The organism is Afifella pfennigii DSM 17143 (assembly GCF_000688515.1).
Lineage (GTDB): Bacteria > Pseudomonadota > Alphaproteobacteria > Rhizobiales > Afifellaceae > Afifella > Afifella pfennigii.
In genome coordinates this window covers 120,882-141,577 of the sequence record NZ_JHZK01000001.1, presented here as the reverse complement: position 1 = coordinate 141,577, position 20,696 = coordinate 120,882, and the positions used below count along the sequence as shown (strand labels likewise).

Genomic DNA, 20,696 nt, shown 5'->3' with positions numbered 1-20,696 from the left:
AACGAGACCTCCATGACAACCGATCCGCCGCGGCCCCCCTTTCACGCCCTTGCCATCGGCGATGTCCTGGCGAGGATAGAGAGCTCTCCCGCGGGGCTCAGCGCCGAGGAAGCCCGTCGCCGGCTTGCCGAGCACGGCCCCAACCGCCTGCCGGAGCCGGCCAAACGCAGCCCCATCCTTCGCTTCCTCAGCCAATTCCACAACGTTCTCATCTATGTGCTGATCGTTGCGGCGGCGGTGACGGCGGGGCTGCAGCATTGGGTGGATACCGGCGTCATCCTGGCGGTCGTTCTGGTCAATGCGGTGATCGGCTTCGTGCAGGAGGGCCGCGCCGAAGAAGCGATGGAGGCAATAAGGGGGATGCTGGCGCCGCGATCGGCGGTGCTGAGGGACGGAAGCCGGCAGAGCGTCGACGCCGCCGAGCTGGTGCCGGGCGATGTCGTGCTCCTGGAGGCGGGCGACCGCGTGCCGGCGGATCTGCGGCTCATCGAGGCGCGCGGTCTGAAGGCGGAGGAGGCGATCCTCACCGGCGAATCCGTTCCCGTCGACAAGGCGACGGGAGCGGTCGCGGAGGCGGCGGCGCTGGGCGACCGTGCCTCGATCATGTTCAGCGGCACGCTCGTCGCCGCGGGCGCCGGGCGCGGCACCGTCGTGGCGACGGGGGCGGCGACCGAGATCGGGCGGATCAGCGGGCTGCTCGCCACCGTGGAGACCTTGACGACGCCGCTGGTGCGCCAGATGGACGTCTTCGCCCGCTGGCTGACGGTTTTCATCCTTCTGGTGGCGCTCAGCCTTCTGGCCTACGGCTATTTCGTCGGCCACATGCCTTTCGCCGAGCTCTTCATGGCGGTGGTGGGGCTTTCGGTGGCGGCTATCCCGGAAGGCCTGCCGGCGGTGCTGACCATCACGCTTGCCGTCGGCGTGCAGGCGATGGCGCGGCGCAACGCCATCGTGCGCCGGCTGCCGGCCATCGAGACGCTGGGCTCGGTCTCGGTGATCTGCTCCGACAAGACCGGCACGCTCACGCGCAACGAGATGATGGCGGCGACGCTGGCGGCGGCCGGGCGGCTCTACAGCGTGGAGGGTCGCGGCTACGCGCCCGAAGGACGGGTGCGCCGCGAAGCGGGCGAAGCGGAGGCGGCCGAGGACACGGTGCTGGGCGAGCTCGCCCGCGCCGCGGCGCTCTGCAACGACGCCGTGCTGCATGGGCAGGCGGAAGGCTGGCGCGTGGAGGGCGACCCGATGGAGGGCGCGCTGATGGCGCTCGCGGGCAAGATCACGGGGGAGGGGGCGGAGCCCTTCGCCGGCTGGGCCCGGACCGACGCCATCCCCTTCGACGCGGCGCATCGCTACATGGCGGTGCTGCATCACGACCATGAGGGCCACGCCGCCATCCATGTCAAAGGCGCGCCGGAGGCGGTGCTGGCGATGTGCGCCGACCAGCGCGCCGGCGAGGGCGGCAGGGAGCCGCTCGATGCCAAGTATTGGTATGCCATGGTGGAGCGCCTCGCCGGCGAGGGCCAGCGCGTCATCGCGGTCGCGGTGCGCGCCGTTGCGCCCGAGCAGACGGTGCTCAACACATCCGATCTGCAGGGCCAGCTCACGTTGATCGGCCTCGTCGGTCTCATCGATCCGCCGCGCCCGGAGGCGATCAAGGCCGTGGCGGAATGCCATTCGGCCGGTATCCGGGTGAAGATGATCACCGGCGATCATGCCGCCACGGCCCGCGCCATCGCCGCGGAGATCGGGCTCAAAAACGCCGAGCGCGTCCTGACCGGCGCCGATATCGAGGCGATGGACGATGGCGCGCTTTCCGAGGCGGCCGTCTCCACCGATATCTTCGCCCGCACCTCGCCGGCCCACAAGCTTCGCCTGGTGACGGCGCTGCAATCGCGCGGCCTCACCGTGGCGATGACCGGCGACGGGGTGAACGACGCGCCGGCGCTGAAGCGCGCCGATGCCGGCATCGCCATGGGCCGCAAGGGCAGCGAGGCGGCCAAGGAAGCCGCCGAACTGGTGCTGGCCGACGACAATTTCGCCTCCATCGCCGCCGCCGTGCGCGAGGGCCGCACCGTCTACGACAACATCACCAAGGTCATCAGCTGGACGCTGCCCACCAATGCGGGCGAGGCGTTGACCATCGTCGTGGCGCTGTTTGCCGGCATGGCGCTGCCGATCACGGCGGTGCAGATCCTGTGGGTGAACCTGATTACCGCCGTCACGCTGGGACTGGCGCTCGCCTTCGAGCCCTCGGAGCGCGGCACGATGCGCCGTCCACCACGCCCGCGCGAGGAGCCGCTTCTGACCGGCGTCCTCGTCTGGCACATCGTCTTCGTCTCCGGGCTGTTCCTCATCGCCGTCTTCGGCATCTACGCCTATGCGCTCGACCGGGGCTATCCGACGATGCTGGCGCAGACCATGGCGATGAACACGCTGGTGGTGCTGGAGATCTTCCACCTCTTCTTCATTCGCAACATTCACAGCGCCTCGCTGACCTTCGCCGCGGCGAAGGGCACCAGGGTCGTGTGGGCCTGCGTTCTGACGGTCACCGCGGCGCAATTCGCCATCACCTACCTGCCGCCGGGCCAGGCGATCCTCGGCACCGCCGCCGTGCCGCTATGGGACGGCGTGCTGATCGTCGCCGTGGGCGCCGTCTTCTTCATGCTGATCGAGACGGAAAAGCAGATGCGCCTCGCTTTCCGGCGTCCTTCGGCGGGGCGCGCGACGCAGGCGGGCGGCGGCTAGCCGGCTCCCATACGAGATTTGTACGGCCGGCCCGGCTCCGCAGCGCCCGGGGCGAGGCCGATCTGTGCATGCGGGCGGAGCCCCCGCATGCGCCTGCCATTCGGCGGGAGCTGCGAGGAGGATTTCGCCGATCCCGGCGACTGCGACGCGCCGCCGCGCCGGCGCGAGTGATCGCCCTTATTGACAGTATGCTGCGTTAATGACAGTGTGCTGTCATGAAAGATCATCCAGCCTATCCTTTTCAGCACCCCACGGACGCCATGATCCTGGAGGTCTTCCGCTTGAACGGCGCGCTGATCGCGGCCGGCGACGAACTGGTGAAGCCGCTCGGCCTCACCAGCGCGCGCTGGCAGGTCATGGGCTCCGTGGCGCAGGGGCGGGGGGAGTCTCCGGTCGCCCAGCTCGCCCGCAATATGGGTCTTGCCCGCCAATCGGTGCAGCGCGTCGTCGACGATCTCGTCGCTGCGGGGATTTTCGAGCTTGCCCCCAATCCCAACCACAAGCGCGCCAAGCTGGTCCGTTTCACGCCGGACGGCATGGCGCTGTTCGACAAGGCGACGGCGTTGTGGGCGCCCTTCGCCGAAGCGCTGGCGGCCGAGGCGGAGCCCGGCGAGCTGGCGCGCTTCACCGATCTTCTCGCGCGGCTGCGTGCTCGCCTGGAGCACGGGCCAAACCATGGAGGCGAAACATGATCCGTACCATTCATCCGATCGCAGGAATTGCCGCGTTCCTCATCATCCTGGTCTTCTGGACTTCCACGGTCGCCGTGGAGATCGGCGGCGATGCCGGCGCCATCCTGGCGGTGAAGACCGGCATCCTCTGGGGCATGCTCGCCCTCATCCCGGCCATGGCCATCGTCGGCGGGACCGGCTTTCGGCTCGGGGGGAAATGGCGGCATCCGCGCATCCTCGCCAAGAAGAAGCGCATGCCGGTGATCGCCCTCAACGGCCTTCTCATCCTGGTGCCGTCGGCCTTCTTCCTGCAAAGCCGTGCCGCGGCCGGCGATTTCTCCGGCGCCTTCGTCGCCGTGCAGGCGCTGGAGCTTGTGGCCGGCGCGGTCAACCTGGCCTTGATCGGCCTATCCATCCGCGACGGCCTTGCGGTTGGAAGGAAGGCATCGGCGAAGGCCGTCTAAGGCCCGCACGCTTTCGCGATCGCCAGCCGCCCCGGAGGAACGTCACCGCGCCGGGGCGGCTTTGTGCGTGCGGATATGGGCGGATTGCCGGCGGCCGGGAGCCGCCGGAGGGAAGGCGAGGTCAGGCGGCGGCGACCGCCCGCGGCGCCTGGCCCTGTGTCAGGCTGTAGAGGGAGCGCTGCTGGGCGACGGGGGCGAAGCTCGTGGTCACCCCGACGACCGTCTCCGCGCCGCCGAGAACGAGATAGCCATCCGGCTTCAGGTTCTTGGCGATGCGCGACAGGATGTCGGCCTTGGTGGCAAGGTCGAAATAGATGAGCACGTTGCGGCAGAAGACGATGTCGAATGCCCCGAGCGCGGAGAAGTTGCTGAGCAGATTGAGGCTGCGGAAATGCACCATCTGGCGCAGCTCCGGCGCGATCTGCCAGTCATCGCCCTGCTTCTTGAAATATTTCAGCAGGAGCTGGACGGGCATGCCGCGCTGCACCTCGAACTGGCTGTAAAGCCCGGCGCGGGCGCGCTTCAGCATTTCCTGGGAGAGGTCGGTGGCGACGATCTCGACCTTGCGGCCGGCGATGGCGGCGGCCTCCTCGCGTAGCAGGATGGCGAGCGAGTAAGGCTCCTGCCCGGAAGAGGCGGCCGCGCACCAGATGCGGATCGGCTGGTCCACCGAGCGCTTGCGCAGCAATGTCGGCAGCATCAGCGCGCGGAAGGCCTCGAAAGGCGTCTTGTCGCGGAAAAAGGAGGATTCGTTCGTCGTCATGGCGTCGACGATGGCCTCCTCCAGCGCCGTGGCGCCGGGCCGGCGCAGACGCTCCGCCAGCGCCCCCAGATTGGAAACCCCGAAGGTGTTGGCGATCGGCAGAAGACGCGCTTCCAACAGATATCCCTTGTCCTCGCCGAGGACGAGGCCGGACCGCTGCTTCAGGAACCTTTGGAAAAAGGCGAAATCATCAGGAGAAATCATCAGTGTGAACCCGAAAGCAATCGAACGACCCGGCCGCCGAGATCGGCAATGGGCCAGATTTCCGCGCAGGCGCCGGCCTCGACCGTGGCGCCCGGCATGCCCCAGACGACGCTGGAGCGCTCATCCTGGACGAGCACGTTGCCACCGGCATCGGCGACGCTGACAGCGCCCTTGGCGCCGTCGCTGCCCATTCCGGTCAAGACCAGCGCAAGCGTGCCCGCGCCGTAGATTTCGGCCGCGGAGGCGAACATCGGATCGACCGCAGGCTTGCAGAAATTGATCGGCGGCGCGTCCGAGAGGCGCAGGACGACGGAGCTGCCGGAACGGGCGAGCAGCATGTGCCTGCCGCCCGGGGCGACATAGATGCGGCCCGGCAGGGCGACCTCCCCGTCCTTGGCCTCGGCGGCCGTGCGGCTGGAGGCCTTGCTGAGATGCTCGGCCAGGATGGCGGTGAAGGTGGGCGGCATATGCTGGGTCAGGAAGACCGGCACATGGGCGAGGACAGGCCCGACGGCACCCAGAAGCTGGGTGAGTGCCTGGGGACCGCCGGTCGACGAGCCGATGAGAAGCGCCTTGACGGGCCGTCTGGCGAGGGGGCGCAGCCTCGGCTTGGCCGGGGCGGGCGCGGCCTGGACGGGCGCGGGGGAGGCTGCCCGCGGCCGGGCCGCGGCGGGTGCGCCGGGGTTGCGGCGGGCGCGGCTGTGGACGCCCGCGCCAAGGCTGCGCACCTTGGCGAGAAGGTCGCGCCGGAAATCGGTGGCGCTCAACAGGCCGTTGGTGGAATCGGGCTTGGGCACATAATCGGAGGCGCCCAGGGTGAGGGCGCGAATGCTGACCTCCGCCCCGCGCCGGGTGAGCGTGGAAGCCATGATGACGGCGGTGCCCGGCCGCGCCTTCAGAATGAGCGGCAGGGCCGTCAGACCGTCCATCTCCGGCATCTCAATGTCGAGGATGACGACATCGGGCTTGGAGCGGGCGACATCCTCCGCCGCGCGCCGGCCGTTGGAATGCGTGGCGACGACGGCCAGACCGGTCTCCTCGCCGATCCAGCGGGTGACGATGCCGCGGATGAAGGCCGAATCGTCGACCACCATCACGCGGATCGCCGCGTCGCGGCCCGCCACATCGGCCCGCCGGGCGCCGCAGGAGGCAGCGGGGCTGCTCATGCGGCGGCCTTCAGCACGCCGACGGCTTCCAGCTTCTCGCGCAGGATTTCGGCGTCATAGGGTTTCATGATGTATTCGTCGGCGCCGCCCTCCAGCGCCGCCGCGATATGATCGAGGTCGTTCTCCGTGGTGCAGAAGATGACCCGCGGCGCGGCGCCGTCCTCCCGCTGGCGCAGGGCGCGCAGGAAATCGGGGCCGCTGGCGACCGGCATGTTCCAGTCCAGCAGGATGGCATCGGGCATCGCCTCCGCGCAGCGATCCATGGCGGCCGCCCCGTTTTCCGCTTCCCGGACCTCAATGGAAAGATCTTCCAGCATGCGGCGTGCGACCTTGCGCACGACCGAGGAGTCATCGACGACGAGACAGGTTGTCATGGGTCTATTCCTGACATGGCGATTTTGCAGGCCCAGGGCGCCAGGGTGCCCTAGGCGGCGAGACGGGTGGTGATGCCGGCCAGAACGGCTTCAACGTCAAGGACGAGAAGCAATTCACCGGAGATGCGGTGCACGCCCTCCACCATCTCCGCCCAGCGCGGGTCGAGATTGGGCGGGCAAGGCTCGCGCGTCGCCGCATCGATGGCCAGCACCTCGCCAACCTCGTCGATGAGCAGGCCGTAGGATTCCGACTTGTACTCAATGCCGACCGCCATCTTGTGGCCCTCCGAAACGGCCGGCAGGCCGAGAAGCCGGTGCAGGTCGATCGTCGTGACGATGCGCCCGCGCAGGTTCAGCACGCCCTCCACCTCCGGCGGCGCCAGCGGCACGCGGGTGACCTGCTCGGGAACGAAGACCTCGTGCACCGCCGCGATCGGCAGACCGAAGAGCTGACCGCCGATATGAACGGTGACGAACTGGTTTTCGGTGGCAGGCTTGCCGCTCGTCTCGTTGCTCTTGCTCATGCGGCTTCTCCATATGAGGTGTTGCACTCACGAAGGGCTGCGATCAGGCCGGCGCGATCCAGCTTGCCGAGGCAACGGTCGAAGCCGGTCATGCGAGACCTTTCGGAATTGGAAGGCAGCGAGGCGCCGGTGACGGCCATCAAGGTGACGTCGCCGATATCGGGCAGGTCGCGGACCGCTTCGGCGAAGCTGCGCCCGTCCGGGCCGGCCTGGTCGATATCGGCCATGATCATGTCGAAGCGCAGTCCGGAGCCAAGCAGCGACAGGGCTTCTTCCTGGCTGGCGCAGGCATGCACGTCGTAGCCGGCGCCACGCAGCATCGGCTGAACCATGTTGCGGTAGAAGGGGTTGGCGTCGACGAAGAGCACCCGGCCAGCGTGATGGCCTTCCATCTTGCCGAGCCGCTCGCCGAAGGCGATCGAGAGGAAATAGGCGATATCGAGCACTTCCGTCGCCTTGCCGGCGAGAACGGCGCTGCCGAGCATGCCAGGCGTCTCGCAGGGCAGTTCGATGTTCAGAGGCTCTTCCACGAAATCGACGATCTCGTCGACGACGAGGCCCATCGTGTGGCCGTTGTCGGAGAAGATGAGCATCGGCTGCGTGCCTTCGGCGCGCGGCGTCATCCTCTCATCGGCGTAGACGAGCGGAATGAGGTCGCCGCGATAATGCAGGATCGGCCGTCCGCCGGAGAGCTCGACCTTGTCGACCTCGAACTCTTCCAATCGCGTAACCAGCGACAGCGGCACGGCCTTCGGTTCCTGCGAACCGGCGCGGAAGACGAGCATGGAGACCTTGGCCTCGGCGTCGCCGGGAAGCGCCGCGGTCTCCGAGGCCGCCTGGCTCGCCGTCGATTCAATCGTCGTGGCCGCCGCCTGGGCGACCCCGTTCGGGTCGACGATCATGATGACGGTGCCGTCGCCGAGGATGGTGGAGCCGGAGAACATGCCGATATGGCGCAGCATCGAGGACATCGGCTTCACGACGATCTCCTCGGTATGGAAGACCGCGTCGACGATGACGCCGAAGGTGCGATTGCCGACCTGCATGACGGCGATGAAGCCGTCCTCCACGGTGCTCTCTTCCTGTTCGCTGGCATGGCCGAGCAGACGGCCGAGATGCACGACCGGAAGCAGCTTGTCGCGCAGGCGCAGGACCGGCGCCTCCTTGATGCGCTCGATGCGGTGCTCAGAGCCGGGCTGAATGCGCACCAGCTCCACGACGGCGAGCTGCGGGATGGCCAGGCGCTCGCGGGCGACCTCCACGATGAGCGCCGGCACGATGGCGAGCGTCAGCGGGATCTTGATGACGAAAGTGGAGCCCTTGCCGTCGGCGGAGCGCACGTCGACATTGCCGCCGATGAGCTCGATATTGGAGCGCACCACGTCCATGCCGACGCCGCGGCCGGAGACATTCGTCACCTTGTCGGCGGTGGAGAAGCCGGCATGGAAGACGAAGCGGTGGATCTGGCTGTCAGGCATCTTGGCCAGTTCGGCCTCGCTGGCCAGATTCTTCTCCGCCGCCTTGGCGCGGATGCGATCGGTGTTGAGGCCGCGCCCGTCATCGGCGATCTCGATGATGATGTGGCCGCCCTCGTGGAAGGCGGAAAGGCGGATGGTGCCTTTCTCCGGCTTGCCCGCCGCCCGTCGCTCCGCCGCGCTTTCAAGGCCGTGATCGGCCGAATTGCGGACCATATGGGTGAGGGGGTCCTTGATGAGATCGAGGACCTGGCGGTCGAGCTCGGTATCGGCGCCGGCCATCTCAAGCTCGATCTGCTTGCCCAGATCCTGGGCCAGATCGCGCACGATGCGCGGCAGCTTCTGCCAGGCATGGCCGATCGGCTGCATGCGCGTGCGCATGACGCCTTCCTGTAGCTCGGCGGTGACCGTCGACAGGCGCTGGAGCGAGACCTTGAAGTCGGAATCCTCCTGCCGGCGAGCGATCTCCATCAGCTGATTGCGCGTCAGCACCAGCTCCGAGACCATGGTCATCAGATTCTCCAGGACATCGAGATTGACCCGGATCGATTGGTTGGAGACGTTATTGGCGGCAGCCGCGGCGGAGGCTTCATTGCCGGCAGCTTTCGGCGCATCCGGCTCGGCAGGCTTCTGCGGCTCTGCCGCTGCCGGCGCGCTCGGGGCCTGCGTTCGCGCGGCCGGCTCGTCCGGCGCGGCGGTCGATGTGCTCTTGCGTCCCTTGCCGCGGGCCGGCTTGGGCGTTTCGATCTCCACCTCCGTCTCGCGGAACATCCTTTCCAGCTCGTCGAGGGGGACCTCGCCCGGCAAGAGCGGGCGTTCCAGAACCTGCGGCACGAGCTCGCCGACCGTCACCTGCGGCTCGGCGGCCTCGGCCGTCTCGGCATTGGCCATGGCCTCCAAGAGCGCGATGAGATCGGCGTCGGAGCCCTCCGGCTCCGTGCCGCCGCTGGCTTCCAGCTTGGCGAGGATCTCCTTGATGCGATCTATTGTCTGCAGAACCAGACTGACGGCCTCCGGCGTGACGGGCACGCCCTGACGGAACTTGTCCATCAAGGTCTCGGCAGCATGCGCCAGCGTCGCAAGACGTGGCAGCCCGATAAAGCCGCAGGTGCCCTTGATGGTGTGCACCAGGCGGAAGATGTTGTTGAGGATATTGGCGTTGTTCGGCTCCCGCTCGAACTTGACGAGCTCGGCGTCGGCGACGTCCAGGCTCTCATTCGTCTCGGTCAGGAACTCGCGTAGAAGTTCGTCCATGCTCTTCTCCGGCGGAATATCGCGGCAGCAGCTTCTGGCGGCGTTCGCTTAAGATCGCTCTCTTGGCGAACCGTTCTGGATTACGTCGCCGATCTTGCACGTAGCTGACGAGGCCGTTCGAACGGCCTCGCCCGGTCATGTTCGGTGGTCCGCCCAGCGCGCGGCTCAGGCGGCGCGGACCCTTTCGATGAAGGCGTCGACCTGGGTTCTGAGGCCGAGGGCCTGATCGTTGAGGTGGTTGGCGGCGGTGACGATCTCGGAGGAGGCGAGGCCGGTATCCTTGGCGGCCTTGTTGACGCCGGCGATGTTGGTGGAGACCTCCTGGGTGCCCTGGGCGGCCTGCTGGACGTTCTGGGCGATCTCGCCGGTGGCCGCGCCCTGCTCCTCCACGGAGGAGGCGACGGTGGCGGAGATCTCGTCGATCTTCTTGATGGTGCCGGAGATGTTCTCGATCGCCTGAACCACCTCGGAGGTGGCGTCCTGGACGGCGCCGATCTGCTGGGAGATCTCGTCGGTGGCCTTGGAGGTCTGCTCGGCGAGCGTCTTCACCTCCATGGCGACGACGGCAAAGCCCTTGCCGGCCTCGCCGGCGCGCGCCGCCTCGATGGTGGCGTTGAGGGCCAGAAGGTTGGTCTGGGCGGCGATGTCGGTGATGAGGTTGACCACCTGGCCGATGCGCTGAGCGCTGGAGGAAAGGCCACGCACCACCTCCACGGTGGAGGAGGCCTGCCCGGTGGCCTCGCCGGCGACGGAGGTGGCCATGGAGACCTGCTGGCCGATCTCGCGGACGGAGGCGGCGAGCTCCTCGGCGGCGGAGGCGACGGTCTGGACGTTGCTGGTGGCCTGCTCGGAGGCGGCGGCGACGACGGTCGATTGCTGGTTGGTCTCCTCGGCCGCGGCGCTCATGGTGGCGGCGCTGTCCTTCAGCTGGGCGATGGCGGTGGAGACGCTCTCCACGATGCTGGAGACCTGGGCGTCGAAATCGTCGGCAAGGGCGTGCATGGCGCGGCGCTTGTCTTCCTCCGCGCGGGCCGCCTGCTCCACCTGATCCTGGCGCAGGCGCTCCGCTTCCTTCAGCTCGGCGAGAAGCTGTTCGGTCGTACCCCAGAGCTCGCCAACCTCGTCCTTGGAGCGCTGAGCTTCCAGCTCCACCGCCAAATCGCCCGCACCGATCCGTTTCAAGGCGTCCGTGACGCGCAAAAGCGGGCGGCTGATCTGGCGGTTGCCAATCAGCGTGGCGATGCCCACGCCCAGGAGAAGGCCGATGAGGGTGACGGTCACGATCACCGTCGTCATGCGCTCCGAAATGCCTTGCATCTCGACGCGCAGGGGCTCCAGCCGCGCGTAGAGATCCTGGGTGAAGGCATCGACGTCGGCCTGCAGCGCCTTGCGGTTCGCCCGGTTCAGCTCGTTGTTGCCCTGGGCGTTGGCCGCGGAGGGCGAAACTTCGGTGCCAAGGCGCGCCGTCTCGGTGCGGAACTGGCGGAACTCCGCCAATTTCGCCAGCAGACCCTCATAGGCTTGGCTCTGGGCCGCATCCTCCAGAAACAGGCGCACTTCGGCGGCAGTCGCGTCCAGCGAATCCAGGCTTTCCATCATGCCGGCGGCGAAACGCTCGGCGTTCGCCGTATGGCCGGCCATGTAGACGCCGCGCGTATCCATCACCACCTTGGAGATGAGGCCGTTCACCTTCTCCATGCGGATGGCCATCTCCGCCTGTCGCTCGTAGGCGGCCTCCAATTCGTTGGTCTTCTGCAAGGCGTAGACACCGATACCGCCGGCGACCAGCCCGGCGAGACCAACAAGCGCAACGATCGAATGGATTTTCGCGCTGATCTTCATCTCAAGCTCCTCACTGCGTGGCGCAAGAGGCAAGGTCGCTCGCCTCTTGGGTCAGCTCGTCCGAAGGAAGGACGGCTGCGTCAGACAAGGAGTCGTTAGAGTCAACGGCTTGCGCGTAGCTGGCGCCGTCGTCGCCCGCAAATTGCGTGCCTTGCGAAGGGCGCGACAACGCGCATGGCCGGCCTCGCAAGGGCGAGGCCGGCTGGCGGATGTGCGGACTTTGGGGAATAGGGGCGGGCGTCCGCTTCAAGGAGCGGAGCGATTTGCCGCAAGCCTTCTCGCGGCGGGCGGCAGACCTATGCGCCGGCGCGGCGCCGCCGGCAGGCGGCGGGCCTTTGGAAAACCGGCGCCGCCGGCAGGCGGCGGGCCTTGGAGAAATCGGCGCCGCGGGCAGGCGGCGGGCCTTGGAGAAGAACGGGGCCTGGGAGGGAGCTTCGAGGGCTACTTCTGCAAGTCGCGGTGCTCGGCGTAGTTGATCTCCTCCACCAGGATGGTCTTCACCACGTCGGGGCCGAGGCGTTCGTTGACGTTGTCCTTGATGTTGGCGATGAGCTTGTCGAGGTTGTACTTCGCCAACTGGCCGAACTCGACCTTGCCGTTGTTGTAGAATTCGCGGAACACCTCGTCCGTGACGAAGGGCTCCGGCTCCACCGAAAGCTTGCTCAGCGCCGCCGCGTCCGCGGTGAAGGCGAGCCGGGCCAGCACGTAGCCTTCCACGCGCCCGTCGGTGATCATCGGGATGGCCAGTGGCTCCAGCTTGCGCGTCTCAAGCCCGCCGAGATAGCTCTCCTCAACGGGCGGCTTGACGTCGGCCTTCCATTGCGCGGCGAAGAAGGAGGCAAGGAGGGCGATGACGCAAGCCCACAACCCCGTCGCGATCGTCTTGATCATGCCGTCAGCGCGCCGCGCGGAGAATAGGTGCCGTCGGATTCGGCCTCGTGAATCGTCGTGGAGATGATCCCGGCGACGTGGCGGACCGCAGTGATGTTGGTTTCCAGGAGCTCGGAGTTGCGCGACAGCTTCTCGCGCAGGCGCAGGATCGCGCCCTTGGCGTCCGTGCCGATGGCGGTGGCCGGGACGGCGCGGGCGACGCGGGTCAACTCCAGAAGCGCGCGGCTCTTGCGGTGATTGATATTGCCGAGGTCGATCTCGCGTCGCTCGGCGAGGGCGGCGTTCTCCTCATCGATCAGGGCCTCTAAGCGCTTCAGCGCCGTGGTCAGCGCGACGCCGGGGGCAGGGTCGGAGGGGAGGGGGGAAGTCTGTCTCATTGCCAATGTCTCAGATCAGGCCGGCGGTGTCGGGCGCGGCGGTTTGGGGGGCGGCTTCGGCGTCCTCGCGCTGGAGCTGGCCGGCGATGCCGACGCCGCCGGCATCGGCGATCTGGCGGGCGATCTGCTCGGCGAGCATGGAGCGCCAGATCTCGCCAGCCGATCCGCTGCCGAAGACGGCAGGGGCGTTGGAGGGCATCATCGTCTGCACGAAGCTCGTCAGCACCATGGCTTCAAAGTCCTGATAGGCCGCGGCGCTGGCGGGCGGTGGTGCGGTGCCGCTCGTGCCGGAGGTGAGCGCCGTGGAATTGGCAAGGCGCGTCACCGCCGAACCGGAATCGACCGGAAGCTGCAAGAGCGGCCGCGCAGCGCCGCTTACGCCGGCGGACTGCGAGCCGGGTCGCATCAGGGCATCGAAAGCCTCGCCGGCTTCGGCCCGCGTCGCCGTGGAGGCGCCGGCGGAGCGAAGCTCCGTCAGGCGCTGCGTCGCCTCCTTGTAGCGCGCCGGATCGGCCGCCCGGGCAACGTCGAGAACGATATCGGAGGGAGGGCTGATAGCCATGAGGCACCTGCAAAATCTAGGTCCGCCATGGCGGAACATGGCCGAGCGGGCTTACCTGGAGCTTGCGTCGCGGCGATGCGCGAAGGTCTCCATGACCGACTGGAACTCGCGCTTCTCCCGGTGCGTGCGCGCTTCCTTGTCGACGCGCTCCGACAAACGCTCGGCCGTCTTCACGGAGCGGGCTTGCTCCAGCAGCTTTTCGCTCTGCGCCGCTTCCTCGCGCGCCAGCCGGGCGGCCTCGATGGAGAGCCGATTGAGGCGCCGGGTGAGGGAATCGGCGAAAAGAGCCTGAAAGTCGCTCGGCTGGTTCAACGTCTCCACCAGCGCCACCTGCTCCTTTCCCAGCTCCGCGCCGCGGCGGGCGAGGTTGGCGAGCTTCCATTCCTCGATCTGGTGCATCTTGCGGCGCACCTCCAGAATGCGCGCGATCTTCTTGCGGCGATCCTGCATGGTCTATCCGTTGGTCAGCCAGACGCCGAAAGCGTCGATGAAGTTCGCCATGAACTCCGTCAGCGTCACCATCAGGAGGATGAGGCCGCCGGCCGTCACGAAGGGCATGGCGATGAAGTAGACCGGGATCTGCGGGCTCAGCTTGTTGGTGATGCCGATCGCCAGGTTGATGATGACGGAATAGATGATGAACGGACTGCCGATCCGCAGCGCCAGGAAGAACGTGTCGGCAAGCTGATCGGTGACGCCGATGAGGCCGGCCTGCACATCGAAGCCGCGCGCGGGCGCCAGCGTGGAATAGGAATCCACCAGTCCGCCGAGCAGCAGCCAGTGCTGGTCGGTGACGAACATGATGGTGATCGCCGTCAGGGAGAAAAGCGAGGCGACCGGCGGCACCTGCTCGTTGTCGTCGATGCCGAGGCCCGGCATGACGGCAAGGCTCATGGCCTGGCTGGCGGCGACGGCGATGAATTGCAGGGCGGCGAAGAAAAGGCGTCCCAAGAGCCCGATCATGAAGCCGAGCATGAGCTCAGAGCCAATGGCGCCGAGAAGCTCGCCCGGGCTGCCGCCCGCCACCAGCGGCCGCACCGTCTCCACCAAGAGCGGCGAAAGGGCAAGGCTCACCGACAGGGCGACGAAGAGGCGGATGCGCATGGGAATGCGCGTGGAGGAGAAGCCGGGCATCAGCATCAGGCAGGCGCCGATGCGGCAGAAGATCAGGAAGACGGCCAGAACGGTTTCTGAACCGATGGCGCTCACGAGATCGATCCGAGCGACTTGATCTCAATGCCGCGGGCGATCTCCAGATGCGACAGGACCGGCAGGGACGGGAACATCCGCTCCACGATCATGCGCACATAGATGCGCGCCTCCGGCGCGGTGACGAGGACGAGCCCGTCCGTCTCCGCCATGCGGGCGCGAATCACCTCGGCCGCCTGACCGGCGAATTCCTCCACCAGGCGCGGGTCGATGTCGAATTCCACGACCTCGCCCTTGGCGTCGCGCTTCAGGGCCTGATGGAAATCCAGATCCCAGCGGCTGCCGAGGCGCAGGACGTTGAGCACGCCCGCCTTGGCGAGATCGCCGCAGATCTGCTGCGCCATGCGCATGCGCACATGCTCGGCGATCTGCTCGGCGCGGCGCGCATGCGGCACGATCTCGGCGACGGCTTCCAGGATGAGATTGAGGTTGCGCACCGAGACGCGCTCGGCCAGGAGCAGCTTCAAGACCGCCTGCAGGCCCGAATAGGTGATCTGGCTCGGGCAGATATCCTCCATCAGGCGCTTGTATTCCGGCTCCAGCCGATCGATCAGGGCGCGCACGTCCTTGTAGGAGAGAAGCTGGGCGAGGTTGTTGCGGATGACCTCGCTGACATGCGTCAGCACGACGGAGAGATTGTCGATGGGCGCGAAGCCTTCGCGCTTCACCTCGCTGGCGAAGGCGTCGGAAATCCACATCGCCTTCATGCCGAAGGCCGGCTCGCGCACCTCATCGCCCGGAACGTCCGGCTTCTGGGCATCGCCGGTCACCACCAGGAGCTCGCCGATGCGCATCTCCTGGCTGGCGAAGACGGCGCCGTGGATGCGGATCTCGTAGCTCTTGGAGGGCAGGTTCAGGCTCTCCGTCAGCTTGATCTCGGGAACCACGAAACCGTATTGCTGCGCGAATTTGCGCCGCATGCGCGCCACGCGATGGGCGATCTCGGAAGGATCGCGCAGGATCTGCGCGGCGAGTTGCTTGCCGATGGCGAGCTCGATCTCGTGCGTCTTCAGCGATTCCTGGACGGAGTTCTGCGCCTCGTATTCGGCCTGGCGCTTTTCCTCCTCGGCCTTCTCTTCCTGGAGCCTGCGCCGGGCTTCCTGCTGGCGGGGGATGGAATAGCCGACGAAGGCGAGGAAGCCGCCGAGCGCGGCGAAGGGAACGAGCGGCATGCCGGGCACCAGAGCCAGCACCACCATCAGTCCCGCCGCCACCATCAGGGCGCGCGGATAGGCGCCGAGCTGGCCGAAGACCGCCGCCTCCGCGGAGCCGCGCGTGCCGCCCTTGGAGACCAGGAGGCCCGCCGCCAAGGAGACGATGAGGGCGGGGATCTGGGCCACCAGGCCGTCGCCGACGGACAGGCGGGTGAAGATGTCGGCCGCCTCCGAAAGCGGCATGTCGTGGCGCGTCGTGCCGATGATGATGCCGCCGAAGATATTGACGGCGATGGTGATGAGGCTGGCGATGGCCTCGCCGCGGACGAATTTGGAGGCGCCGTCCATGGAGCCGAAGAAGGCGCTCTCCTCCTCCAGCTCGCGGCGGCGGCGCTGGGCCTCCTTGTCGTCGATGAGGCCGGCGGAGAGATCGGCGTCGATGGCCATCTGCTTGCCGGGGATGGCATCGAGGGTGAAGCGGGCCCCGACCTCGGCGATGCGCGTCGCGCCCTTGGTGATGACCAGGAAGTTCACCGTCACCAGAATGAGGAAGACGACGATGCCGATGACGAAATCGCCGCTCATGACGAAGCGGGAGAAGCCGTTGATGATGTGCCCGGCCGCCATCACGCCCTCGTCGCCATCGGCGAGGATCAGGCGGGTGGTGGCGATGCCGAGGGCAAGGCGCAGCACCGTGGCGATCAAAAGAACCGTCGGAAAGGCGGAGAATTCCAGCGGCTTTTCGATCCACAGCGCCACCATCAGGATCAGCACCGAGAAGGCGATGGAGATGGCCAGGCCGAAATCGATGAGGAAAGTCGGGATCGGCAGGAAGAGGACCGTCAGCATGGCGATGATGAGCGCCGCAAAGCCGACATCGCGACTCGACTTGCGGCCCTCCGCCATCCCGGGGACGACATAGGTGTCGGCCATCTTTACCCCTTTACCCGTCCTGGCGCCGGCATTGCGGCGCTAGAAGCCGCTGCCGATGCGCCCGTACACCTCGTTGGTGAAAGCGAAGATCTGGGCGCCGATGAATGGTGCGCTGACCGCCGTCATCAACAGGATCACCAGGATCTTCGGGATGAAGGTGAGGGTGACTTCCTGAATCTGGGTCAGCGCCTGGAAGAGCGCGATGCCGATGCCGACCAGCATGGCCGCCCCGACCGCCGGGCCGGAGGCGGCGATGATGGTCCAGATGGCGCCGCGCACGATCTCGAATGCATCAGCCTCGTTCATGTCAGCTGATGATGGTGCCGGCTCCGATCTCCAGCTCGGAGCCGTCGGCGAGGCTGGCCACCAGGCCGCCGGTGGTGATGCGCACGGAGACGACATCGCCGGTGACGGTGCCGTCGCCGGAGGTGACGGTGCGGCCGATGATCTGGTTGGCCTGCTCCACCGCCGAGGCGGTGAGAAGGCTGTCGAGCTTGGAATTGGTGGCGATCGACTGCTCGACCTGCGAGAAGCTCGCAAGCTGGGCCATGTATTGGGTGGAATCCATCGGCTTGGTCGGATCCTGGGTCTTCAGCTGCGTCACCAGGAGCTTCAGGAAAGCGTTGTAATCGGTACTCGGCGAGGGGCCGGGCGAGGAGGAGGCTCCTTGCGCCGCCGCGGGAGCGCCGGTTACGCCTGCGGTAGAGGTCATCGTCGCTAATCCCTTGCTGGCGTTTCTCGTTGGCTGGCCTAGGCGGCTTCGGCTTCCGCTTCCGCGCCGCCGGACAGGACGGCCGTCTCGGCCGGAAACAGGGCGCGGATGTTGCGTAGCGCCTCGAAGCTGCGGCCGCGCTCCACCAGATCGGCCACCTCGGCGAGGCCGGCCTGGATCTGACGGCTGTTGAAGGCTTTGCAGAGCGGGCCGTGCATCTGCCGGAAGAGATCGCGGGCGCTGTCGGCCGAACCGGGATCGATCAGCATCGTCTGCACGACGAAGTAGAGCTGGCGCAGCGGCGTCGTGGTCTCGTTGGCCTGAATGACGTGGTTGTCGAGCAGGAAGGTCGCGTCGTTCAGGAGCTCCAGCGTCACCTTGCGGTCGACGCGCAGAACGGCACCGTTGACGAAGATCCGCTGGCCCGGCCGCAGGGAGATGTGCATGGCTCTTACCTCAATCCGTTCCGGATGCTCTGGTTGACCTCGATAAGCGCCTTGAAGGTGCGCGAGGGATCGTTCAGGACGCGGTCGGCCTCGCGGATCACCCAGATTCCGATGGAAATGAGGTCGGCGCGAAGCTGCTCGGCCAGGCCGTTCTGCGGATCGGCGAGATCGGCAATGAGGAAGTTCCACAGCTTCTGAATGTAGCGGATCGCCTCTATCGCCTCCGGTGAGTTGGGGCCGCGCGTATCGGCGACGCTCAGCAATTGGAGCGCCTCGTCGAGGGCGAGTTGCTCGCGCTCGCGGCTCTGGTCGCCCGATTCGTTCAGGATTTCTGCGTAAGAAAAGGTGTACATATTCCCCTTATCCCATCATCAGGCGTAGTTTATCATGCTGAGCTTCAGTATTCTCGATGTCAGTGCGTAGGACATCTCAAGCTGGGTGGTAAGTGAATCGAAGCGAACCTTTGCCTCGATCGGGTCCACGCCCTCCAGTACATCGATGTTGCGCGTGATGACGTCCTCCTCCGTCTGCATGCGCTGCGTGGCCGCCTCCAATCGGGCCTCGGCAAAGCCGATGCGGCTTTGCATATGACCGAGATGGAAAACCGCCTCGCCGAGAGCCTCGCTGGCCTTGGCGACGACGACATCGAGGGTCGCCGCCGGCAATTTCCCCGCGCCCAAATCGGCCACCATGGAGTAGGCCATGGCGAGCTTGCGCAGGGCTGGATCATTGGCGTTGGCGGAGATGGAAATCCTCTCCTCCGGCGAGATGCGCACCTGGGTGTCGGTGCTGGAGGCGGACGACCAGTCCGTCGTCCAGGCCGGATCGTCGAAGAGCGCGGCGAAGTCGTTCTCCAGGAAGGCCGTCATGGCGGCCGGCGTGATGGAGGCGACCGCCGGATCGTCCTGCGGATTGGGCATGGCAATGCCGAAGGCGGTTGCAAAAGCGTTGTCGAGCGCGGCCTTCGGGGCGCCCTGATAATCGGCAAGCGGGCGCGTGCCGGAATTGATGCCGCCGAGGAGATATTGCTCGCCGGCGACCGAATTGGCCATCTGCAGGAAGCCGTTCAGTCCGTCGCGGGCGCTCTGCTGAAGCTGAGCGACGGTCTGCGAGGCATCCTGCGCCGACACCACCTCTTGGAGGAAGCTGTTGGCGCCGGCAAGCAGCGAATCGAGCGTGACCTGGGTGCGGCTCAGACGTCCGGCGACGATGGCGTTCGTGTCGAGATGCCCCTTCAGAGCCGACAATTCGTGGCGAAGGGTGAGGGTGCGGCCCGTCTGTGTGCCAAGCTCCAATCCCATATCGGCGTGCCGGGCGGTGGAGACTTCCGTGCCCACCTTGGATATTTGCGCCTGGAGCGTCGGCAGGGAGGCGCGCAGATTGCTGGCGAGCGCATAGGTCGAAACGAAGGTGGTCTTCATGGCTCTTATCTCACATTGGCCATGAGCGTATCGAAGAGCTCGCCGATGACGCCGAAGAGCTTGGAGGCGGCCGCGTAGCTGCGCTCCAGTTGCAGCTGCAGGGCGTATTCGTCGTCGAGATTGACGCCGGTGGCGTTGGAAAGCGCATCGGAGGAGCGCGAGAGAAGGATCTGCTGATATTGCAGGTCGTTCGTTACCGATTGGCGATTGCCCTCCAGCCAGCCGGCGGAGGAGGCGGAGAAGTCCAGGAGGCTCTGCCCGGCCTCCAGCCGGCTCGTCGCATCGAAGCCGCGCGCCGCCGTCAGCTCGCCGGCGAGGCTTTCCAGACGCTCAAAATAGCCGGCGGCGGCGGATGCGTTGTAGACATAGTCGGCGCCGTTGACGCCACCGTCGCGCAGCAGCGTGAGACTGCCGCCAGCCATCGGATCGGCCAGCGGATTGACCTTGAAGCTATCGGCAAGGCCGGCAACGCGCGTGCTGCTCACCGGGACGGCCGGCCCGCCGGCCCAGGTGAAGAGGCCGGCGGCATCCGGGGCGCCGCCGCCGGTCTGGTCGCTTTCGGCGAAGGCTTCCACCAGGCCGCGCGCTATCTCGTCGATCTGTGCCTCGTAGGTGCCGGCCACGTCGTCGCGAAGCTGGGTTAATCCGTAGAGCGCACCGCTGCGGATCGGCATGGTGGCGCCGTCCCCGGTCACCTGTACGCCATCGATGACGACGGCGTTGCCGGGCGCGCCGGGAGAAAGCACCGAGGAGGGCTGGAAGGTGACCGAGCGCGGGCGTGTCTCAAACAGCGTGACGCCGCTATCGGTGTAGATCACCATGTCGTTGTTCTTGCGCGTGACGACGGAGACGCCGATCTCCTCGGAGATCTGGGCCAGGACGGCATCGCGCTGATCGAGCGCGTCGGAGATGTCGGATCCGGCGAAACTGCCCTGCACGACCTGCCGGTTGAGGGTCTCGAAGCGGGCGAGCAGGTTGTTGATATTGCCGACGGAATCGGCAATGCGGGCATCCGCCGACTGACGCACCTCGGCAACGGAGCGGGCGGCGTCGTTGATGCTGCCGGCAAGCTCGTTCGCCCGCATCATGACGCTCTCGGCCAGGGCGCCGGAATCGGGCTGGCTGGCATATTGCTCAAGCGCCGCGGCGAGCGCGGAAAGCCTGCCGGCGGGCGACTGAGCCTTTTCGGGATCGCCGATGGTGGCGGCGAGCCGGTCGATCCCGGCCAGGATCGCGTCCTGGCTCGAGGCCTTGGAGGTGGCGCCGAGCATGGCGAAATAAAGCGCCGAATTGCTGGCGCGCGTCACCTGCACCATGCGGGCCGAGCCGTCCGGATTGGTGACGGTCGGCGCCAGCTTGCGCGAGTAGTTGGGATCGTTCGCGCCGGCGACGTTGCGGCTCGAAACGGAAATCTGGGCGCCCGTCGCTTGCAGCGAGGAGCGCGCCGTATTCAGCGCGGCCGTCAGACCCATCGCTTTTCTACCATCCGGCGGCGAGCCGCCGTTCCCT

Annotated in this window: 21 protein-coding genes; 3 read left to right on the top strand and 18 right to left on the bottom strand. The window is 66.9% G+C overall.

Features of this window, described 5'->3' with window-relative positions; translation table 11 throughout:
* Positions 1 to 12 precede the first annotated feature (12 nt).
* From Q331_RS0100720 to Q331_RS0100705, 3 genes are all read left to right on the top strand, one after another.
* Positions 13 to 2,745 carry an HAD-IC family P-type ATPase gene (locus Q331_RS0100720; protein ID WP_026379087.1) on the top strand — a complete coding sequence of 911 codons (2,733 nt, stop codon included), beginning with the start codon at positions 13 to 15 and terminating at the stop codon, positions 2,743 to 2,745.
* A 215-nt stretch (positions 2,746 to 2,960) separates the two neighbouring features.
* Positions 2,961 to 3,437 carry a MarR family winged helix-turn-helix transcriptional regulator gene (locus Q331_RS0100710; protein ID WP_026379086.1) on the top strand — a complete coding sequence of 159 codons (477 nt, stop codon included), beginning with the start codon at positions 2,961 to 2,963 and terminating at the stop codon, positions 3,435 to 3,437.
* Entirely contained in the window at positions 3,434 to 3,880 is a 447-nt protein-coding gene (locus Q331_RS0100705; RefSeq protein WP_026379085.1) for a hypothetical protein, read from the top strand. The genes Q331_RS0100710 and Q331_RS0100705 overlap by 4 nt, the downstream gene beginning before the upstream one ends.
* 121 nt (positions 3,881 to 4,001) lie before the next feature.
* Here the strand turns inward: Q331_RS0100705 and Q331_RS0100700 are convergent, their stop codons facing one another.
* The 18 genes from Q331_RS0100700 to flgK all read right to left on the bottom strand — a co-directional run bounded on the left by Q331_RS0100700 (position 4,002) and on the right by flgK (position 20,659).
* The gene (locus Q331_RS0100700) at positions 4,002 to 4,847 is read right to left on the bottom strand and encodes a CheR family methyltransferase (protein WP_210164885.1); all 846 of its coding nucleotides are present in this window, start codon (positions 4,845 to 4,847) and stop codon (positions 4,002 to 4,004) included.
* Complete coding sequence (locus tag Q331_RS0100695) at positions 4,847 to 6,013, bottom strand: protein-glutamate methylesterase/protein-glutamine glutaminase (protein ID WP_407637757.1); 1,167 nt, start codon at positions 6,011 to 6,013, stop codon at positions 4,847 to 4,849. Before Q331_RS0100695 ends, Q331_RS0100700 begins: the two co-directional genes overlap by 1 nt.
* Positions 6,010 to 6,387: a response regulator gene (locus Q331_RS0100690; protein ID WP_026379082.1), complete on the bottom strand. Its 378-nt coding sequence runs from the start codon at positions 6,385 to 6,387 to the stop codon at positions 6,010 to 6,012. Before Q331_RS0100690 ends, Q331_RS0100695 begins: the two co-directional genes overlap by 4 nt.
* 50 nt (positions 6,388 to 6,437) lie before the next feature.
* On the bottom strand, positions 6,438 to 6,911 hold the full coding sequence (locus tag Q331_RS0100685; RefSeq protein WP_026379081.1) for a chemotaxis protein CheW: 474 nt from the start codon (positions 6,909 to 6,911) through the stop codon (positions 6,438 to 6,440).
* A complete protein-coding gene (locus Q331_RS0100680; RefSeq protein ID WP_026379080.1) occupies positions 6,908 to 9,640 on the bottom strand; it encodes a hybrid sensor histidine kinase/response regulator in 2,733 nt (910 codons plus the stop codon). The genes Q331_RS0100685 and Q331_RS0100680 overlap by 4 nt, the downstream gene beginning before the upstream one ends.
* Positions 9,641 to 9,805: 165 nt before the next feature.
* Positions 9,806 to 11,482, bottom strand: a complete 1,677-nt coding sequence (locus Q331_RS0100675) for a methyl-accepting chemotaxis protein (protein WP_026379079.1) — start codon at positions 11,480 to 11,482, stop codon at positions 9,806 to 9,808.
* Between the two features lie 441 nt (positions 11,483 to 11,923).
* Positions 11,924 to 12,373 carry a hypothetical protein gene (locus tag Q331_RS0100665; RefSeq protein ID WP_034490556.1) on the bottom strand — a complete coding sequence of 150 codons (450 nt, stop codon included), beginning with the start codon at positions 12,371 to 12,373 and terminating at the stop codon, positions 11,924 to 11,926.
* Positions 12,370 to 12,750, bottom strand: a complete 381-nt coding sequence (locus Q331_RS19320; RefSeq protein WP_051630254.1) for a hypothetical protein — start codon at positions 12,748 to 12,750, stop codon at positions 12,370 to 12,372. Before Q331_RS19320 ends, Q331_RS0100665 begins: the two co-directional genes overlap by 4 nt.
* Positions 12,751 to 12,760: 10 nt before the next feature.
* A complete protein-coding gene (locus tag Q331_RS0100655; protein WP_026379077.1) occupies positions 12,761 to 13,312 on the bottom strand; it encodes a rod-binding protein in 552 nt (183 codons plus the stop codon).
* Between the two features lie 51 nt (positions 13,313 to 13,363).
* Positions 13,364 to 13,762: a hypothetical protein gene (locus Q331_RS0100650; RefSeq protein ID WP_026379076.1), complete on the bottom strand. Its 399-nt coding sequence runs from the start codon at positions 13,760 to 13,762 to the stop codon at positions 13,364 to 13,366.
* A 3-nt stretch (positions 13,763 to 13,765) separates the two neighbouring features.
* Entirely contained in the window at positions 13,766 to 14,521 is a 756-nt protein-coding gene (gene fliR, locus Q331_RS0100645; protein WP_026379075.1) for a flagellar biosynthesis protein FliR, read from the bottom strand.
* Positions 14,518 to 16,608: a flagellar biosynthesis protein FlhA gene (flhA, locus tag Q331_RS0100640; RefSeq protein ID WP_034490555.1), complete on the bottom strand. Its 2,091-nt coding sequence runs from the start codon at positions 16,606 to 16,608 to the stop codon at positions 14,518 to 14,520. The genes fliR and flhA overlap by 4 nt, the downstream gene beginning before the upstream one ends.
* Before the next feature lie 39 nt (positions 16,609 to 16,647).
* Entirely contained in the window at positions 16,648 to 16,914 is a 267-nt protein-coding gene (gene fliQ / locus Q331_RS0100635; protein WP_026379073.1) for a flagellar biosynthesis protein FliQ, read from the bottom strand.
* 1 nt (position 16,915) lies between these two features.
* Positions 16,916 to 17,320, bottom strand: a complete 405-nt coding sequence (gene flgD, locus Q331_RS0100630) for a flagellar hook assembly protein FlgD (protein ID WP_026379072.1) — start codon at positions 17,318 to 17,320, stop codon at positions 16,916 to 16,918.
* Between the two features lie 38 nt (positions 17,321 to 17,358).
* The gene (gene flbT, locus Q331_RS19315; protein WP_051630252.1) at positions 17,359 to 17,766 is read right to left on the bottom strand and encodes a flagellar biosynthesis repressor FlbT; all 408 of its coding nucleotides are present in this window, start codon (positions 17,764 to 17,766) and stop codon (positions 17,359 to 17,361) included.
* 5 nt (positions 17,767 to 17,771) lie between these two features.
* A complete protein-coding gene (flaF, locus tag Q331_RS0100620; RefSeq protein ID WP_026379071.1) occupies positions 17,772 to 18,119 on the bottom strand; it encodes a flagellar biosynthesis regulator FlaF in 348 nt (115 codons plus the stop codon).
* An 18-nt stretch (positions 18,120 to 18,137) separates the two neighbouring features.
* Complete coding sequence (locus Q331_RS0100615; RefSeq protein WP_026379070.1) at positions 18,138 to 19,187, bottom strand: flagellar hook-associated family protein; 1,050 nt, start codon at positions 19,185 to 19,187, stop codon at positions 18,138 to 18,140.
* A gap of 5 nt (positions 19,188 to 19,192) precedes the next feature.
* Positions 19,193 to 20,659: a flagellar hook-associated protein FlgK gene (flgK, locus tag Q331_RS0100610; protein ID WP_026379069.1), complete on the bottom strand. Its 1,467-nt coding sequence runs from the start codon at positions 20,657 to 20,659 to the stop codon at positions 19,193 to 19,195.
* Between the last annotated feature and the right edge of the window lie 37 nt (positions 20,660 to 20,696).

What these genes read in the sequence shown, in the direction of transcription:
- Q331_RS0100705 (WP_026379085.1), top strand. Translation starts at nt 3,434, where the DNA reads ATGATCCGTACCATTCATCCGATCGCAGGAATTGCCGCGTTCCTCATC.
- flhA (WP_034490555.1), bottom strand. Translation starts at nt 16,608, where the DNA reads ATGGCCGACACCTATGTCGTCCCCGGGATGGCGGAGGGCCGCAAGTCG.
- fliQ (WP_026379073.1), bottom strand. Translation starts at nt 16,914, where the DNA reads ATGAACGAGGCTGATGCATTCGAGATCGTGCGCGGCGCCATCTGGACC.
- flaF (WP_026379071.1), bottom strand. Translation starts at nt 18,119, where the DNA reads ATGTACACCTTTTCTTACGCAGAAATCCTGAACGAATCGGGCGACCAG.
- Q331_RS19320 (WP_051630254.1), bottom strand. Translation starts at nt 12,750, where the DNA reads ATGAGACAGACTTCCCCCCTCCCCTCCGACCCTGCCCCCGGCGTCGCG.
- Q331_RS0100710 (WP_026379086.1), top strand. Translation starts at nt 2,961, where the DNA reads ATGAAAGATCATCCAGCCTATCCTTTTCAGCACCCCACGGACGCCATG.
- Q331_RS0100680 (WP_026379080.1), bottom strand. Translation starts at nt 9,640, where the DNA reads ATGGACGAACTTCTACGCGAGTTCCTGACCGAGACGAATGAGAGCCTG.
- Q331_RS0100700 (WP_210164885.1), bottom strand. Translation starts at nt 4,847, where the DNA reads ATGATTTCTCCTGATGATTTCGCCTTTTTCCAAAGGTTCCTGAAGCAG.
- Q331_RS0100655 (WP_026379077.1), bottom strand. Translation starts at nt 13,312, where the DNA reads ATGGCTATCAGCCCTCCCTCCGATATCGTTCTCGACGTTGCCCGGGCG.
- Q331_RS0100690 (WP_026379082.1), bottom strand. Translation starts at nt 6,387, where the DNA reads ATGACAACCTGTCTCGTCGTCGATGACTCCTCGGTCGTGCGCAAGGTC.
- Q331_RS0100650 (WP_026379076.1), bottom strand. Translation starts at nt 13,762, where the DNA reads ATGCAGGATCGCCGCAAGAAGATCGCGCGCATTCTGGAGGTGCGCCGC.
- flbT (WP_051630252.1), bottom strand. Translation starts at nt 17,766, where the DNA reads ATGCACATCTCCCTGCGGCCGGGCCAGCGGATCTTCGTCAACGGTGCC.
- Q331_RS0100720 (WP_026379087.1), top strand. Translation starts at nt 13, where the DNA reads ATGACAACCGATCCGCCGCGGCCCCCCTTTCACGCCCTTGCCATCGGC.
- Q331_RS0100695 (WP_407637757.1), bottom strand. Translation starts at nt 6,013, where the DNA reads ATGAGCAGCCCCGCTGCCTCCTGCGGCGCCCGGCGGGCCGATGTGGCG.
- flgD (WP_026379072.1), bottom strand. Translation starts at nt 17,320, where the DNA reads ATGACCTCTACCGCAGGCGTAACCGGCGCTCCCGCGGCGGCGCAAGGA.
- Q331_RS0100665 (WP_034490556.1), bottom strand. Translation starts at nt 12,373, where the DNA reads ATGATCAAGACGATCGCGACGGGGTTGTGGGCTTGCGTCATCGCCCTC.
- flgK (WP_026379069.1), bottom strand. Translation starts at nt 20,659, where the DNA reads ATGGGTCTGACGGCCGCGCTGAATACGGCGCGCTCCTCGCTGCAAGCG.
- Q331_RS0100685 (WP_026379081.1), bottom strand. Translation starts at nt 6,911, where the DNA reads ATGAGCAAGAGCAACGAGACGAGCGGCAAGCCTGCCACCGAAAACCAG.
- Q331_RS0100615 (WP_026379070.1), bottom strand. Translation starts at nt 19,187, where the DNA reads ATGAAGACCACCTTCGTTTCGACCTATGCGCTCGCCAGCAATCTGCGC.
- Q331_RS0100675 (WP_026379079.1), bottom strand. Translation starts at nt 11,482, where the DNA reads ATGAAGATCAGCGCGAAAATCCATTCGATCGTTGCGCTTGTTGGTCTC.